The sequence below is a fragment of the Vibrio sp. Vb0667 genome, from assembly GCF_033391095.1.
Genome location: NZ_JAWPOL010000004.1, coordinates 130,452 through 148,371, shown reverse-complemented (window position 1 = coordinate 148,371; position 17,920 = coordinate 130,452). Strand labels below are relative to the sequence as shown.

The 17,920-nt window shown below is 46.5% G+C and carries 11 protein-coding genes; 3 read left to right on the top strand and 8 right to left on the bottom strand.

The features are described from left to right. The 3 genes from R8269_RS07325 to R8269_RS07315 are packed head-to-tail and all read right to left on the bottom strand — an operon-like array spanning position 1 to position 2,339. Complete coding sequence (locus R8269_RS07325; protein WP_170889949.1) at positions 1-1,125, bottom strand: M20 family metallopeptidase; 1,125 nt, start codon at positions 1,123-1,125, stop codon at positions 1-3. Positions 1,126-1,134: 9 nt separating this feature from the next. Further along, the gene (locus R8269_RS07320) at positions 1,135-1,602 is read right to left on the bottom strand and encodes a YjiG family protein (protein WP_053303905.1); all 468 of its coding nucleotides are present in this window, start codon (positions 1,600-1,602) and stop codon (positions 1,135-1,137) included. Beyond that, positions 1,602-2,339 carry a nucleoside recognition domain-containing protein gene (locus tag R8269_RS07315; protein WP_005374846.1) on the bottom strand — a complete coding sequence of 246 codons (738 nt, stop codon included), beginning with the start codon at positions 2,337-2,339 and terminating at the stop codon, positions 1,602-1,604. Before R8269_RS07315 ends, R8269_RS07320 begins: the two co-directional genes overlap by 1 nt. Positions 2,340-2,787: 448 nt before the next feature. Between R8269_RS07315 and R8269_RS07310 the strand changes: the two genes are divergently transcribed. Both R8269_RS07310 and R8269_RS07305 read left to right on the top strand, forming a co-directional pair. Beyond that, complete coding sequence (locus R8269_RS07310; protein WP_049872671.1) at positions 2,788-3,075, top strand: hypothetical protein; 288 nt, start codon at positions 2,788-2,790, stop codon at positions 3,073-3,075. Between the two features lie 96 nt (positions 3,076-3,171). Further along, positions 3,172-3,888, top strand: a complete 717-nt coding sequence (locus R8269_RS07305) for a DsbA family protein (protein WP_170889948.1) — start codon at positions 3,172-3,174, stop codon at positions 3,886-3,888. A gap of 69 nt (positions 3,889-3,957) precedes the next feature. Here R8269_RS07305 and R8269_RS07300 read toward each other — a convergent pair whose 3' ends face one another. The 5 genes from R8269_RS07300 to R8269_RS07280 all read right to left on the bottom strand — a co-directional run bounded on the left by R8269_RS07300 (position 3,958) and on the right by R8269_RS07280 (position 14,237). Then, positions 3,958-6,018 carry an alpha-amylase gene (locus R8269_RS07300; protein ID WP_170889947.1) on the bottom strand — a complete coding sequence of 687 codons (2,061 nt, stop codon included), beginning with the start codon at positions 6,016-6,018 and terminating at the stop codon, positions 3,958-3,960. Positions 6,019-6,198: 180 nt separating this feature from the next. Continuing rightward, the gene (mtgA, locus tag R8269_RS07295) at positions 6,199-6,873 is read right to left on the bottom strand and encodes a monofunctional biosynthetic peptidoglycan transglycosylase (RefSeq protein ID WP_031778873.1); all 675 of its coding nucleotides are present in this window, start codon (positions 6,871-6,873) and stop codon (positions 6,199-6,201) included. 136 nt (positions 6,874-7,009) lie between these two features. Further along, positions 7,010-9,202: a 1,4-alpha-glucan branching protein GlgB gene (glgB, locus tag R8269_RS07290; RefSeq protein ID WP_224721283.1), complete on the bottom strand. Its 2,193-nt coding sequence runs from the start codon at positions 9,200-9,202 to the stop codon at positions 7,010-7,012. A 283-nt stretch (positions 9,203-9,485) separates the two neighbouring features. After that, positions 9,486-11,666 (bottom strand): 4-alpha-glucanotransferase, encoded by a 2,181-nt coding sequence (malQ, locus tag R8269_RS07285; RefSeq protein ID WP_005374838.1) that lies wholly within the window; start codon positions 11,664-11,666, stop codon positions 9,486-9,488. 117 nt (positions 11,667-11,783) lie between these two features. After that, complete coding sequence (locus R8269_RS07280; protein WP_215810071.1) at positions 11,784-14,237, bottom strand: glycogen/starch/alpha-glucan phosphorylase; 2,454 nt, start codon at positions 14,235-14,237, stop codon at positions 11,784-11,786. Positions 14,238-14,972: 735 nt separating this feature from the next. On the opposite strand from R8269_RS07280, the gene malT reads away from it, so the two are divergent. After that, complete coding sequence (malT, locus tag R8269_RS07275) at positions 14,973-17,681, top strand: HTH-type transcriptional regulator MalT (RefSeq protein WP_005374834.1); 2,709 nt, start codon at positions 14,973-14,975, stop codon at positions 17,679-17,681. Positions 17,682-17,920: the final 239 nt, after the last annotated feature.

Genomic DNA, 17,920 nt, shown 5'->3' with positions numbered 1-17,920 from the left:
CTACTGAGCTATCTTCTCCAGTACACGCATCAGCATTTTGATACGTGGTTCGATAGACTCAAGCAACAAGTACTCTTGGTCACTGTGGAAACCTGCACCGATAGGTCCTAGACCATCCAAAGTTGGAATGCCAAGAATTGCCGTATTGTTTGCATCAGAGCCGCCACCCACTTCTTTCCAGTTGATGTCGATAGCCAGTTCACTTGCGGCTTCTTCAACTAATGCCATCAGGCTTTCCGTTTGCGCACTTGGCACCATAGAAGGTTTGTAAGCTTCACGAACCAACTCGATACTCACACCATCAACGAATGGTGTTTCCAGCATGCCGTTTAGCTTGCTGTCGACATCATCGTATTCTTCGTTGCTCCAGAAACGTACATCCACGATCGCTTCAGCGTGCTCAGGGACGATGTTCGCACCGTTGCCGCCAGAAATAATACCGACGTTCAGAGTAGTACCAGATTCAAAGTTGGTCATTGCATTGACTGCGAGAATCCAATTCGCCATCTCAGTGATTGCGCTGCGACCGTTTTCTGGCTCGTTACCTGCGTGAGCAGCAACGCCATTAAAGGTCATTTTGTAGCGAGCCATGCCTTTGCGCGCTTTCACTAAACCGCCATCTGCACGTGCTGCTTCTGCAACCAGTACATTCTTAGCGTTTTTCGCTACTGATTGAATCCAATCCACAGAGTCCAGAGAGCCCGTCTCTTCATCTGGGTTCATGCAGATACAAATCGACAGTTTATCCAACACCGCTTGGTCGAGGTTACGCATCGCGTACACAATATTCAGCAAGCCAGATTTCATATCCGAGACACCCGGACCGTACGCTTTGTCAGCGTCTTGAGACATAGGACGTAATCCAGCGGTGCCGACAGGGAACACTGTATCCATGTGACCAATCAGCATCACGTCAACTTGCTCAGCCTCAGGCTTGTTTCGAACTTCAAGACCGATGCCCGCTCTGCCACAGTCGATGCGTTTTACGCTCCAACCTGACATCGCTTGGTACTTCTCTTCAAATTGAGAAGCGATAAACTCAATGCCATCAGTCGTGTACGTGCCACAATCGACATTGATGAGAGGACGAAGTTCTTCGAGATATTCATTGAGAGAAAACTGCATGATTGCCCCCTAAACAAACAAGTTCATGACTAGCATTGCGCCAAATGCGTTCAATACGGAAATCGCAATCATAATTGGGATATAACGACCTTCAGTACCGATAGGTCCCATAATTCGACCCATGTACTGAACCTGAGAGCCCATTAGGTAAATTGCAGGCGCAAGAATCGCAATGTGCGTGCCGTTCAGGATACCTTGGTCAAACAGTGTAATCACTACGCCAACCGCGCCGCCCATCGACATCCAAGCCCCGATCAATACCGCTGCTGCTTCACCCGGAAGACCAAACACCGCCATGATTGGAGAAAACACCGTGCCCATCAGATCCAACGCGCCAGTGATTTGAAGCGCTTTGATGATAACGAACGCCATCAATACGTTAGGCACCGTAGAGGTAGTCGCAATTACCCAGCCTTTCTTAGCACCCTCGACGAAGATATCCGTCACCATTGGTTTTTTCGCTTTAACGTCACCCATTATGCCGTCTCCTCTTTTAGGTTCTCTGATTTGTTTTGGTCTTGCTTGTCTTCTTTACCTTCCGTCATGTTCAGGTAGATACGGAACAGGTTCGCGCCGATGATCTTAAATGCGAACATCACCACAACTGCTAAACCAATAGAAGACGTTACTGCTAGAGAGCCGTCAGCCATCGTCAGTGTGAACAGCACAGCACCCGATGAGAAGAAGTTCACGATGGTTGCACCTGCAGTGAACTGGAACATGGTAAATACGTCCGTTTCACGCTTAGTTAGGTGACCTTCATCTTTTAGCTGACGCGTCATTGCCGCACCTGCATCGGTACTTTGTAGAGAAGCAATTAAAGCCAGACCAGAGTTACCAGGGATGCCCATTAGAGGACGTAGAAGAGGAGTAAGAAGCTTACGAGCTGCTTCAAGTGCACCGTAGTGCTCAAGTACGTTGATCATACCTAAGGCGAACATAACAGTTGGAATCAAAGTAAGTGCGAAAATGAAACCGTCGCGAGCACCGCTACCACCAGTACCGCGAAGCGACGTTGTTGCAACTTGCACACCGTCAGCCGTTTCGGTGACACCATACGCCACCTTGCCGAAAGAGCCATTGAGCGTTGTAAAATCGAATACACCGTACCATTCGCTAGATTGCATCAGGCCAGAAAAGAACACGACCGCAAACGCCAGAGCAACGTAGCACCCCAGTGTAACTTTACGCTCAGTTTGAACAGGAATTTTCATAACATTACCTACACATGTGGAACTTAACACATATGTTCACCTGAATAATGTGCTAGAGAGATGATCAAAATCAATCCGCCTGCCGAACATTATCGCGACTCAGTTATGAAGTTTTGTTTTATGATTCCAATCACAATTGAAAGATAATAAAAATTTGTGCTAACAATTAGGTATATTAATCTATGTCGATAGCTCACGACTTCTTCATCAACTCAACAAATTATTCTGACGAATATTGCTTTCTACAACATTCATGACGTACTTCATACTTTGGCATTGAGGCAATATCGATTAACTCGAAAGTAACATTCAGCCACGAAATTTAGGTTAGGATGGCCCGGTCATATGTAAACGGCATAAACCAGAATTAACAGGACTATACGACCCATTGTTACGCTCACAATATAAAATAGCCAAATGGACACTCGCCCTCGTGCTTTGGGTGGTGATGATATGCTTAAGCCAAAATTCTGGTTTCTCGAAAAGCTGCCCGAAGGCTCACCAAATACAGAGTCAGCAAGATGAAAGCGTGAATTTATCACCATCTTGCGACCTTTCAGAAAAGCTGGTTCAAGCTTACCAACATCAGTTTGATCATATTCTTATTCCATTTTTTCTGTTTGCTTTGATTGTGGCGCTGCCGATGACAACCACAGCAATTCGCTATCTGGAATACACAGAACCGATACCGGAAAAGTATCGGGTTCACCTAAAACTTTGCGTGTTTAGAGAATAAAGCCAGCAAGGCGAGAGACCTTTCGGCCTGACTTTTGTACATATTTTATTCACTTCACATAACAAACAACGAAATTTAAAAGTTTTAGGAAATATTATGACATTCACTCGTACACTTTTGGCGTTAACGATGGCTATCGTACCTGCCGTATCTTTCGCATCAGAAAAGACCGCAGAACAAAAGCTAGAGGAAGTTAATCAGATACTAAAAGATAACCCTCAAATTCTTGATTCATTGCACCAAAACCTTCAAGAGTACATTGCGTATCAACAGTCATTTGGCGACACCTTGAAGGAGGTTCGTCAATATCTAAGTGATGGCAAACATTCCTCTTTTGGTGCTGAAAACCCTGAGTTAACCATTATTAACGTAACAGACTACAGCTGCCCTTTTTGTAAACGTTTAGAAGGAGAGCTGGTCAAAGTTGGTAAGGAATATCCGCAGGTAAAAGTGCTTAACCTCAATGTCTCTTTTAAAGAACAATACGAGAAAAACGGCTACAACTCGGCAAGTTACGCATTAAATGTTTGGCAAAACCAGCGAGATAAGTACGAACAAGTGCATGAGTTATTGGTGAAAAAACCGGGCGCACATGACGCACGTTCCTTAAATCAAATCGCGAAAAAAACGGGGACAGAAGCGCAGCTTGTCGACGACAAAGAGACCAAGGCGTTGCTTGATAAAAACTATCAGTATTTCACGCAACTTGGTTTACGCGGCACGCCTGCGTTGATCATTAATGATCAAGTCATTCCTGGCTATGTGCCGTTTGACGAGCTAGAACAAGTCATCGACCAAGAACTGGCGAACTAAAACAACAAAGCCCTTCCCTGATAACTCAAGGAAGGGCTTTTTCTATCTAGGCTTAAAACGAAGTTCTAACTACTTTTCGCGACCCACAAACGCCACAACGACTTTGTCATTGCCAAGCGAGCGAGAGAACACATACGCACCTTCTTGTTCAATCACTTGATGTTGACCTGCACCAATCGCTGGGTGCGCTTTACGGAACTGACCAAGGGTTTGCCAGTGTTTGAGTAGCGCTTGCTTCTCATCCGATAGCTTCCACACCATGTCAGAACGTGTGCCTTGGTGGAAATCATCCGCGTAAGGACCAATGTTACGACCAATTTCATCACCATAATAAACCTGAACAGCACCAGGACTCAGAAGCAGTGCATTCGCGGCGTTACGCTGCATACCGTAATCTTTGAAGCGAGAGAAGAACAGCTCGGTATCGTGAGAAGACATGTAGCTCACAGGGTTAAAGTCTTTCTCATTGGCGATAGTGTCCGCATAGCTTTGGTAAGTGTCTGCCATTTGGCTGAAACACGCCGCGCCTTTATCTAATTTCTTCTGCATGTCGAAGTTAATCAACGCATCAAAGCCATCGTCAAAGTAAGGGCTGCGATAAGCGCTATGTCCCCATACTTCACCCATCATCCAGAATGGCTGACCTGACTTGCCGTTCTCTTTACGCCACTGCTCAAGGCTGCTTGATGCCTCTTCTTTCAAGCGTTTCCACACATCGCCTTCAACGTGCTTCACCGTGTCGACACGGTAACCATCAATACCAAAGCGTTTCACCCAATCAGTTTGCCACTCAATTAGGTAGTCCGAGACGGTGTAATTATCACGCGCCTCAACGCGAGTGCCAGGGTTATCCAATAGCCATTGAGCTGGCTTCACGGCTTTGTCTGATTCAGTGATAAAGTCAGGCAAACCCGCCAATGACATGGTGATATCACTGCTGCCCGGAGCTGGGTATCCCGGTAGACCTGTTCTTATCCAGTCACCGCCCCACCATTTCGCCCAGTTTGGACTCTGGTAATCAATATTCTGGTGGTAGCTATGCCAATTTTCACCCGCTTTTGGTTGCCAATCCCCCCACTTCTTAGGTAGTTCAGCGTTTGGTTTTAACACCTCAATACCATCAAAATGCAAATCGGCTAACGTTGAGTAACCGGTGTGGTTGATTACTGCGTCCATCAATACTTTAAGGCCACGTTTGTGTGCCTCTTCCACCAGCTTTTTCAGGTCATCTTCGTTACCGAAGTTCTCATCAATCTTGGTGAAATCACGCGTCCAGTAACCGTGGTAAGCGTAAAATGGGAATGAGCCGCTATCGCCGCCGCCCACAAAACCATGCACTTGCTCAACGATTGGCGACAGCCAAATTGCATCTGTACCTAGGCTCTTGATGTAATCTAGCTTTTCGATCACGCCTTTTAGGTCACCACCGTGGAAGGTACCAATCTCTTCTTTGCCGTCTTTCTTGCGCCCATAGCTGTTATCATTGCTGGTATCGGCATTGTTAAAACGGTCGACCATCACGAAGTAAATGTTGGCATTACGGTAATCAAACGGTACTGCTTCTTTGGTTTTCTTCACTGGCTCTAGTAGCACCAAACCGCCGGAATCTTTGCTTGGTGTCAGCGATACTTGCTGATCTTTTACTTCGACCATTTGACCAGAATAGGCATCACGCAACTTGGTGCCATCGGGGAAACTGTCACCCAGCGCGATGGTGACTTCGCCGCCTTGGTAAACCTCACATTGCACTTGTGGGATTGGGCGTTTGAATTCTGTCTTGGCAGCTTTCTTAGGTTCACGCTTGAAGCGTAGAGTTTTGGCTTCCGCATCAAAAGCAAAAGAGTAATCGCCAGTAAAACGGATTTTTAACGGCAGTTCTGTTGGTTTTCCGCAGTTCAGCGCGATAGGTTTGTTGAATTTGACCTTCTGACCATCAGGCGCGACACAGTCGCCTTCAACACCCGTGATTTTGAGCGTGTATCCGTCTTTGGTTAAGGGCACAACCAAAGGTTGCTCTGCACTTAAAGGAAAGTCACGGCTGTTGGTCGTGGTAGAAATGGTGATGTTTGGCTCGGCGATGGCACTTGCCGATGCAAGCAATAAGGTCGTCGTAATCAGATTCAGTTTCATCGTTCAGTCCATTGGTTGCGCATAGGCGCAGTATTCGTGTTGTAGTTTTATTCACACTAATAGTAAATGGATGAAAAACTGAGCGCATCATTCTGAAAAGCTACGCCCTAAAGCTTGTGACGCTTCACATTTTGCTTTTATGGGGGCGTAGTTCTACTTATGAGCAGGGTAAAAAGGAGTTTAAAGCTGAACGCTACCAAGGTTACGCATTTGTCTCATCGCCCAATTGACGCGGCTGATGGTGTAAGACGTCTGAGGGTAAACTTTGATGCGATACGGATTTGGCAGCACCACCGCAAGCCTTGCTGCTTGGCGTGTTGAAAGTTGTTTAGCAGGAATACCAAAGTAGTTTTGCGCAGCGGCTTCCGCGCCATAAATACCTGGACCAAACTCCACCACATTCAAATACACTTCAAGAATGCGTTTTTTACTCCACATTGCTTCCATCAGCAGAGCAAAATAAAGCTCATACGCTTTGCGCACATAAGAGTGTGAAGGAAACAGAAACACGTTCTTTGCAGTTTGCTGAGTAATCGTGCTCGCACCGCGAGAGGGACCGCTCTCGCCAGACTCTGAGATCACTTTAAACAAGGAATCAAAATCCACTCCGTAATGGGTCGGGAACTTTTGATCTTCTGTCGCAATCACGGCCAGTTGAATGTGTTTAGAAATATCACTCAAAGGCACCCATTCATTTTGACTCTCTTCAGGAAATCCTTCAGGAGGAGAAATTATGCGGCTGATCTTCCATCCCCAAATTGGTGGATCGATGTATTTCACTATGCCAACGAGCATCACTGGTAAAAGCAAAAGCACCAATAAGATATTGAACAGAAGGGATTTAATCTTTCTCAAAGTCCGACCTAGCCTGATTTCATAAAACAATATGATGCAAGTATAGAGTATGCAGTCTGTTTATCGTTAGTGAAAACTTGGTTAAAAAAAGCCCGATTTACAATGTAAAACGGGCTTAGAATTTGATTAGACTAAATTATTTGTGCAGCTTGTAGAACACGGTTGAAAGTGGAGGCAAACGAAGCTCAAGTGATTGAGGCAGTGATTCACTTTCGACTTGTTCCGTTTTCACACTGGTCAGCACTTTAAAATCGCTTCCGCCGTATTTGCTGTCGTCCGTGTTCAGCAGCAGTTCGTATTGACCTGCATTTGGAACACCTAAACGGAAACGCTCGTGTGGTACGGGCGTAAAGTTGGTGATGATGAGAATACGCTCACCCTCTTTACTGATACGCTCGTGCGCTAGGATGCTTGCATCTGCCTCGTCTTGTAGACGCCACTCAAAACCAGCAGGAACACAATCTTGATCGTGCATCGCCGCTTCATTTCGGTACAAGTGGTTCAAATCGCGCATCAGCTTTTGAACGCCTTGATGACGTTCGTATTCCAGCAAGAACCATTGCAACTGATCATCGTGGTTCCACTCCGCCGTTTGGCCGATTTCCGCGCCCATGAAGTTCAGCTTTTTGCCCGGTTGACCATACATATAACCGTAGTATGCACGTAGGTTTGCGGTTTGCTGCCATTCATCGCCCGGCATCTTGTTATGGATAGAGCCTTTTCCGTACACCACCTCGTCGTGAGAGAGAGACAAGACGTAGTTTTCGCTGTGCGCATAAACCAGCGGGAAGGTGATGGTATTGTGGTGGTATTTACGGTGAACAGGATCTTCTTTGATGTATGAAAGACTGTCGTGCATCCACCCCATATTCCACTTGAAGCCAAAGCCTAAACCACCCATAAAGGTTGGCGCAGACACACCCGGAAACGCCGTTGACTCTTCCGCAATCGTCATCGCATTCGGGAAGTGCTTGTACACTTCTTCGTTCATCCATTTTAAGGTTGCGATTGCGTCGTAGTTTTCGTTGCCACCATCAACGTTCGGGACCCACTGATCGTGGCTACGTGAATAATCGAGATAGAGCATCGACGCAACAGCATCGACACGAATGCCATCAATATGGAATTGTTCAAACCAGTACAGCGCATTCGAGACAAGGAAGCGACGTACATGTTCACGGCCTAAATCGTAAATGTAGGAGTTCCAATCTTGGTGCCAACCGCGACGAGGATCTGGATCATGGAACAAAGGCGTACCATCAAAGTTAGCTAAACCATGATCATCCGATGGGAAATGCGCAGGAACCCAATCCAGCACTACACCGATACCAGCTTGGTGACACGCATCCACGAAGAATTTGAAATCATCAGGTGAGCCAAAACGGCTAGTTGGTGCAAACAAGCCAACAGGTTGATAGCCCCATGAACCATAGAATGGATGCTCAGACACAGGCATCAGCTCAACGTGGGTGTAGCCCATATCCACAAGGTATGGCACCAACTGCTCCGCGAGTTCGCGGTAGTTCAGGAAATCACCGTTCTCGTCGCGCTTCCATGATCCAGCATGTAGCTCGTAAAACGATAACGCTTCATCACGCTTTTGTGTCACTGCACGGTTTTGCCATTTCGCATCTTGCCATTGGTAACGCTTGTGATCGTAGGTAATGGATGCGAACGATGGGTATTGCTCAGAGTAGAAACCCCAAGGGTCTTGTTTGTGTGGCAACCCTTCCCCATTTGGCCCTTTGAGCTCAAATTTGTATTGTACCCCCTCTTCCAAACCAGGAATGAATAGGCCCCAGATACCGTAGTCTAAGCGTTGCATTGGATGACGACGGCCATCCCATTGGTTGAAGCAACCCACAAGGCTAACAGCAGATGCATGTGGTGCATAAACAAGGAAACGCACACCAGAGATGTTTTCACCGCCACGTTCTAGCGTGACAAAGTGTGCGCCCATGTAGTGATACATGTCTTTTGGCGTATGCAGATGCTCGTACTCTTGGTAGATATTGTGGTACTGGTACGGGTCATCAATAATTTGTTCAACACCATTCCAATCGACCGCTAAACGGTAGTGGGTCAGGTGTAAATCGCGTTGCTCTTTTAAGATGAAACCGCTGTCGCCATCACGCTCAAGCGCCACGCGAGGTTCACCATTAACAAGCAGTTCAACCTTGTTTGCGCCCGGCATCCAAACTCTCAGCGAAGCTTCGTCGTCAATGAAAGGACCCAGCGCCGCAAATGGATCTGAGTAAGCCGCCTCAGCAAGCAGTTCGTATGCGCGTTCGTGTTGTTTCTTTATTTTCTTGGTTTTGGTGGTTTTCAAATCTTTCTCCCTAGAGCCAACATCCTTTTCAAGACCAGAGATCTGAATCAAACATCGGTTTCTCCACAGCCAACGTTGTGAACTCACAAAAAGACTCCGCTTCTCACGTTCGTTGCGTAAACGGCGTCAAAATACAAAAATGCCCGCTATTGTCGCGGGCATAATAACGGTACTTCATCCTAACGGATTGTGTTTTAGGAATGAGTGACCTAGACGGAACTTTCGTACCTCTGAGCTAACAAAATTGGTAATCAGCTCGTCCATCTACGCCACTCTAGGCATCTTACTTACTCGCCTGTGCACGAACTTCAGTAAGGCGTTTAGAAATACGGTTCACATCTTCACGGCTGAAGATTTCATCTAGGTTCATCGACAATTTACGACGCCAGTTTGGATACTCATCCACCGTACCAGGAATATTGACCGGTTGATCCATTTCTAGCCAGTCTTCAAGCTGAACACTAAGCAGTGCAGAGTCACCCGCGGCTACGTGCAGTTGCAGCGCTTCGCTTAGGTATGAATCCATTGGCACGTACTGAGCATCATGACCAATGCCTTCTGGCAAATAGCCATGCCAGCGAACACTGTCTAGAATGCCTTGTTTGCACTTCAAGCGGTCAGCGAATAGGCCTTCCAACTGCTGCTCATCAGGGTACAGACCAATCTCACGCCCCATCTTCAAGTCATCACAGTGCCAGAAACCGCGTAGTGTTGGCATATCGTGCGTACACAGCGCAGCCATAGACTGCTCAGCGTAGTGCTTCGGAGAAATAAAACCGCCGTCGTCTTTTGATGTTTCGAAGAAGAAGACTTTGTACGAATGCACACCCGCATCACGAAGGATATCCACGATTTCATCAGGCACAGTACCCAAGTCTTCACCGATTACAGAACACTGATGACGATGAGATTCTAGCGCTAGGATTGCTAGCATGTCTTCAACTGGGTAGTACAGGTAAGCACCTTCTGTCGCTTTCTCGCCTTTTGGAATCCACCATAGACGAAGTAGACCAAGAACGTGGTCAATACGCAGCGCACCGCAGTGTTTCATGTTTGCACGCAGTAGCTTGATGTATGCATCGTAGCCAGTTGCTTCCAACACTTGTGGGTTTAGCGGTGGTAGACCCCAGTTTTGACCTAGTGGACCAAGAACATCTGGTGGCGCACCGATGCTTGCATCCAATACTAGCGCGCCTTCATCAGCCCATGTTTCACTACCAGAATCAGCAACACCAACCGCAAGGTCACGGTACAAACCCACAGCCATGCCTTTTTCTTCGGCTAGCGCTTGCGCTTCTTTGATTTGATCGTCTGCGATCCATTGCAGGTACATGTACAAGTGAACACGATCTTGGTTATCCTTGATGTACTTCTGAGTACCAGCTGCGTCGAATGTGCGGTATTTCTCAGGGAATACAGGCCAACCCCACATGTTTGCATCTTCTGCATGTAAATCAGCATGAAGTGCATCGAATGCAGCTTGATGTAGCAAGCTGTCGCCGCCTTTTTCAACAAAGTCCAAGAAGGCACGAGCGCGATCGGTGTTTTTGTCTAAATGGCGAGCTTTAAACTCACTGAATAGTAGCGGAAGAACGCTCATTTTTAGTTGCGAAACTTCGGTGTAATTCACCCAATGAGAGTCTCGCGCTTTTTGTAAACGTTGTTGGAACTCTGCGCTACCAACACGCTGTTGTGCTTCTGCACTTAGCGCGAATTCAGGTACAGAGCTTACGTCGATGTACATGATGTTCAACCAACGACGAGAAGACGGGCTGTATGGGCTTGCCCCTTCTGGATTCGCAGGGAACAGCGAGTGAATAGGGTTCAAGCCAATGAAGTCACCGCCACGAGAGGCAATATCACTCACCAGTTGTTTTAGGTCGCCAAAATCACCGATGCCCCAGTTATGCTGAGTACGCAGTGTGTAAAGCTGGATACTAGGACCCCATAGCTTTTTGTGTTGGTTTAGATCGTCTTGTTTGAAACACGCTTTCGGCGTAATGATCAATGACATCTCGTAAGGTGTTTTACGACGCTTACGACTGATGATCAGTTTGTGATAACCCCAAGCCAAGTTCTTTGGCAATGCAAACACTAGAGGGCCACCCTCAGCACGCTCATCACGAACAATTTGGGACTGAAGATAGCCTTCAAGTACCTCTCCTTGTTCTGTTTCTAAACGCCAGCTGAATTCACTCTCACGAGCACTCGTACCTAGGTTTAGTTCCACTTCGACTGGTTCGCCGTCGCGTAAAACAAGAACAGGGGCTAGTACGTCTTTTTTATGTTTCTTTTCAGCAGAAGCCAGTAGTTTTTCATCACTGCTAGTATCGTAGCCAAGCGAAGCGAGCAAGCGGCGTAGCGTCTCCTCAGACACTTTAGCCTCATCTCCCCAAGCACTGACATAGCTATCAGCCAATCTCGCCATTTCCGCGACTTTCTTTAATGCTGTTTGTTCTTTCATCGCTTTCTCCGAAGGTAATACCAACACCTTCCATGTAGGGTTTTATTGTTATCAATAACTTCTTTTGGAAAATGACCAAAGGTAGCGCTTGGCTACCTTGGTCTTAACTAGGTTCTATTAGCGTTTCACCGCTTCAAGTTTCCAGATATTGTTCACGTAGTCTCGGATTGAGCGGTCTGACGTGAACTTGCCAACAAGGGCGGTATTAAGAATGGCCTTCTTCGCCCAGCCAGCTTGATCTTTATATTGTTCGCTCATGTCTTCGTGCGCTTTCACATACGATGCGAAGTCCGCAAGACATAGGTATGGGTCACCGCCATCCAGCAGGCTATCGTACGTTGCACGTAGTAGGCCCGGTTGACCTAGAGTGAATTCTTCACCCAGTAGTAGGTCCATGGACGCTTTGAGTAGGTGATCCGCGTTGTAGTAGTCAAATGGGTTATAACCTTGAGCTTTTAGCGCTTTCACACCTTCAACGTCTAGACCGAAGATGTAGATGTTCTCATCGCCCACTTCTTCACGAATTTCAACGTTCGCACCATCCATCGTACCGATAGTTAGGGCACCGTTTAGCGCCATCTTCATGTTACCTGTACCTGATGCTTCTTTACCCGCTAGCGAGATTTGTTGAGAAACGTCAGCCGCAGGGATAATGATTTCAGCCATGCTCACGCGGTAGTCAGGGATGAATACCACTTTCAGCTTGTTACCGATGCGAGGATCGTTGTTCACCTTGTCTGCAATCTTGTTGATTGCGAAGATGATTTCTTTCGCTAGGTGGTAACCCGGTGCTGCTTTTGCTGCGAAGAACACAACGCGTGGCGTACACTCAAAACCTGGTTCATTAAGAATACGGTGGTACAGAGACAGTACGTGTAGCAAGTCTAGATGCTGACGTTTGTACTCGTGCAGACGCTTGATTTGAACATCGAAGATTGCATTAGTATCGAGCTCGATACCCATGTTCTCTTTCACCCAAGTTGCTAGGCGTTCTTTGTTCTCTTTCTTCACTGCCATGAATTCTTTTTGGAATGTCGCGTCAGTAGCGTACTTCGCAATACCTTCAAGTTGCTCTAGTTTCGCTGGCCATTCTGGGCCGACTTTCTCAGTGATAAGCTGAGACAGACCTGGGTTACAGAACTTCAACCAGCGACGTGGCGTAATACCGTTCGTTACGTTGTGTAGACGTGTCGGGTACATTTCGTGGAACTCTGGGAATAGGTCTTTCTTAACCAATTCAGAGTGAAGTGCTGCTACACCGTTTACTGCGTAAGAGCCGATTACACATAGGTTTGCCATGCGAACCATGCGGTGGAAACCTTCTTCGATGATAGAAAGCTTCTGTTGCTTCGCGACATCACCCGGCCACATTGCACGTACGTCTTGTAGGAAGCGGTGGTTGATCTCGTAAATGATCTCCATGTGACGTGGTAGCAGGTGCTGGATTAGCGACTCTGGCCATGTCTCTAGTGCTTCTGGAAGTAGCGTGTGGTTGGTGTACGCAAATGTCTTAGAGCTGATTTCCCAAGCCGCTTCCCAAGCTAAACCTTTTTCATCCATCAGGATGCGCATTAGTTCAGGAATCGCAATCGTTGGGTGTGTATCGTTAAGCTGGATAGTCTCTTGCTTAGGTAGATCCGCTAGCGAGTAGCCCGCAGCTTCGTGGCGACGTAGGATGTCACGTACAGACGCTGCTGAGTGGAAGTACTGCTGCATTAGACGCAGTGTTTTACCTTTCTCGTGGTTGTCATTCGGGTAAAGCACTTTAGTGATGTTACCTGCGTCGATCAGTGCGTGCTGAGCTTCGAAGTAATCACCATTGTTAAAGCTTGCTAGTGAGAATGGTGCAATCGCCTGACATTCCCAAAGACGTAGCGGGTAAACCGTGTCTGATTCGTAACCCACAATTGGCAGATCCCAAGGCATTGCTCTTACTGTCATGCCTGGTACCCATTTGCGAACTTCTTTACCGTTCTCGTTAATCACTTCAACGTGACCGTAGAAACCGATCTCTTGCGCAAGTTCTGGACGCGCAATTTCCCAGGGGTAGCCCTCTACACCGCGCCATGCGTCAGGTGCTTCTTGCTGGCGACCATCTTTGAATGACTGTTTAAATAGACCGTATTCGTAATGTAAACCATAGCCGACAGTTGGGAATTCTTGTGCCGCACATGAATCCATGAAACACGCAGCCAGACGACCAAGGCCACCGTTACCCAATGATGGGTCGCGCTCTTCTTCTAGCAGATCAGTTAGGTTGTAACCTAGTTCAGCCATTGCTTCTGTTACTTGTTCGTACAGACCCATGCTGATTAGGTTGTTACCAGTCAAACGACCGATAAGGAATTCTAGCGAAAGGTAGTTAACGCTCTTCGCACTTTTAATGCGCGGATCTTCTTCTGTCGCAAGCAAATCTAGAGTAGTAAATTCAGCCAGAGCATGCCCCATTGCTAGGTACCATGCTCGGCTGTCTGCGTTTTCAATCGTATGAGCGTAAGTTACAGATAGGTGTTTCTTTACGCTTTCTTGGAACGACTTCTTGTCAAATTGTTTTTGTTGAGTAGGTTTCATTACGAAATTCTCACGTCTTTTGGTAATTCATCTGCCATACATCGTGCATTTACCTCTGTGAATAAACATCCTCCTAATTCTCATCCTTTGAAGGAGGAGGGCTGAGGGCGTAGAGGGGGTACCATTGCTAGGTTAGTGATCCAAATCTCAACAAAGTGAACTTTGCACCAGTTCTTAGTGATTTTGATCACAATGGAATGTGAGAAAGGTTAAAACCCGTTCATGACGCTTTTTATAGTCCACTCATCTGATGATGTGAAAATTGTAATATCGGTCACATTAACTCGGTCAGCGTAGAAGAACTTTTCGTAATCTATGTGCAACGCGATCTTAACGCTAACGAAACAAACGATATTTAAGTGACGACAATCACAAATAAAGGGCGTAGTTGATGGTAAATCCATCAACCCTTGAGAATTAGGAAGTGGATCAAAGTAACGAACATTTCTGATGTCGTAACATCCCACTCAGCTCACAGGATTGTACGCTTTTTATACAAACTAGAATTAGGCGATGTGAGTTATTTCTAGTTTTCGCTAGCTTTTATATCTAAGTGACCGTATGGAATGGTTTTTCAGACGGACGCAAGCCCCAACAGTAGCGACATTATCCGGCATTCAAACAGTGTTTTTGATGCTGATGACATCATTCAGTAAGACGGCTTTCAAGGGGGGCTTTACTAGAATGATCACGTTGCAGTCATTTGGGTATACACAAATAAGGACATAACTACTAATGTGGATTCCATCTAAGCTTACTCGACCAGGACGCCTGCACAATGCCATCGTGCGCCCACGAGTGTTGGACTTACTACAGCAAGCGCCTTACTACAAATTGGTTTTATTCCGATCCCCAGCAGGTTACGGAAAAACAACAATGGCAGCGCAGTGGCTATCCGATAAGCCAAACGTCGGTTGGTACAGCATTGATGACAGCGATAACGACGGCTTTCGCTTTGTAAACTATCTGCTTCAAGCATTAAACAAAGCCACCAACTTCAGTTGCGCTAACGCACAAAAACTGGCGGAAAAACGTCAGATCTCGTCTTTACGCTCCCTATTTAGCGAAGTATTCGCTGAAATGGCTGACTTTCATCAAGAGTGCTACGTGGTACTTGATGACTACCATTTAATCACGAATGATGAAATCCATGAATCCATGCGTTTCTTCTTAAAGCACATGCCAGACAACCTCACCGTTGTGGTAACCAGTCGTGCAGCGCCGCCTCTGGGCACTGCAAACTTACGTGTTCGTGATTTAATGATCGAAATCGGCAACGAGATGTTGGCGTTTGATACCGAAGAAACCACTCGCTTCTTTAACCAGCGTATCGCCGATGGTATTGATGAAGACATGGCGAACAGCCTAAGAACCTATGTTGAAGGTTGGCCATCGGCGATGCAGTTGATCGCATTACAAGCCCAACATCAAAACCGCACATTGGCACAAACTGTAGAGTCGGTATCGCAGTTCAATCACGCGCACTTGTGGGATTACTTGGTCGAAGAAGTGTTTGACTTACTCGATCATGAAACTCGTCACTTTTTAATGCAAGTATCCGTGCTTGACCACTTCAATGATGAGCTAGTGTTTGCCCTTACCCAACGCGAAGATGCACTGGGAATGATTGAATCGCTTAACCGTTACGGCTTATTCATTTACCCACTCGAAGGGGAACAGAACTGGTTCCGATTCCATAACTTATTTGGCGAGTTCTTGTCTCATGAGCGCCAAGCTCGTATTCCTCAGCAAGAAAAAGATCTCCACCGCAATGCTGCTATCGCTTGGTTACAGCAAAAAGCACCACACCAAGCGATTCATCATGCACAAAAATCGAATGATAAGGACTTAGTGGTAGAGATCCTAAACGAATTCGGCTGGAAGATGTTTAACCAAGGCGAACTCAGCACACTGGAAAGCTCAATTAACAAGTTGGACGATGATCTGTTGTTCAGCCACCCAAAACTTACGATGCTCCGAGCATGGTTGGCTCAAAGTCAGCATCGTTATAACCAAGTGGGCCACCTGCTTGAAGAAGCGGAAGAGGAACACAAAAAGCGTAACATTGCGTTAGATATTCATTATCAAGGTCAAGCAAACGCGTTGCTTGCTCAAGTGGCTATCAACAGTAACCAACCAGAAAAAGCTCTCGAATTAGCGGAGCTAGCGCTTAGCCAACTTGATAACACAATTTACCGTAGCCGAATTGTGGCGACTTCGGTTGTTGGTGAAGTTAACCACGTGCTAGGTAAACTAGACCGTGCTTTGCCGATGATGCAACAAACTGAAAAGCTAGCTCGTCAGTATCAGGTATATCACCAAGCGTTATGGGCAATATTGCAGCAAAGCGAGATTTTAATTGCACAAGGTTACGTGCAAGCTGCCTTTGAACTACAAGATTCCGCATTTCGTCTGATTGAAGATCAGCAGCTTCAGCATGTTCCTCTTCATGAATTTTTGCTGCGTATTCGCGCGCAAGTACTTTGGTGCTGGAACCGACTTGATGAAGCGGAAGAATGCGCGTACAAAGGTCTGCAAATTCTCGAAAACCATTCACCAAGCAAGCACTTACATAGCTATTCGATGTTGGCGCGTATTGCGATTGGACGCGGTGAATTAGACAAAGCCGGTAAATTCATTGAGCATATACAGCACTTGATGAAACAGTCGACTTACCACGTAGATTGGACTGCAAACGCTTCACTATCGTTGATTCTATTTTGGCAAGCGCGCGGGAATACCGATGCAATGCAAGAATGGCTCAACACTGCGGTTCGTCCTGAATCGGCATGCAACCACTTTTCTCAATTGCAATGGCGTAACATTGCCCGCGCCCACATTAACTTAGGCCAATATACCGACGCTCGTGCTGCGTTAGATTTCCTCCAAGGTGAAGCTCGTCGCACTAACCTAATCACAGATACTAATCGCAACTTAGTGGTTGAAGCGGTCCTTTCTGCTCGCCAAAAAGATGAGGAGCAAGCCAAGGCACTGTTAAAAGAAGCATTAGTAATGACGAACCAAACTGGCATGGTCGGAAACTTCCTGATTGATGGTGCAACCATTGGCGGTCTGCTGGAGAAGTTGAGCCTCCGCCATGAACTGGGCGATCTTGAGCGTCACCGTGCTCAACAGTTAATGAAGGACATTTCATCGAATCAACGTAGCCGGTCGATTCACTTTGATGAAGACTTTATTGAAAAGTTGGTGAATCACCCTAATGTGCCAGAGCTAGTACGTACTAGCCCATTAACACAACGCGAATGGCAGGTTCTGGGGCTGATTTATTCAGGCTTTAGTAACGAGCAAATCGCACAAGAGCTGGATGTGGCAGGTACGACAATTAAAACCCACATTCGCAACCTGTACCAAAAGCTTAATATTGCTAATCGTAAAGAAGCCATTGTGACAGCTGAAAATTTGCTACAGTTAATGGGATACTGAACTGCTCGATAAACGGGTTAAAACGTAAAGTAAAACACAAGGGTTGACGTAACACGTCAGCCCTTTTTTATGACTGACAGAAAGAGAAGTGCAATTTGCAAAGCACGTAAGTAACGTTGTTCATATAAAAAAATAGCCAACCGCAATAATCGCGATTGGCTTATATTTAGTGTGAACAAATTGTATTCACTAACAACGTCAGTTGGCTAGGTGACCCTCGGCTTAAGAAGGGTCGAGCA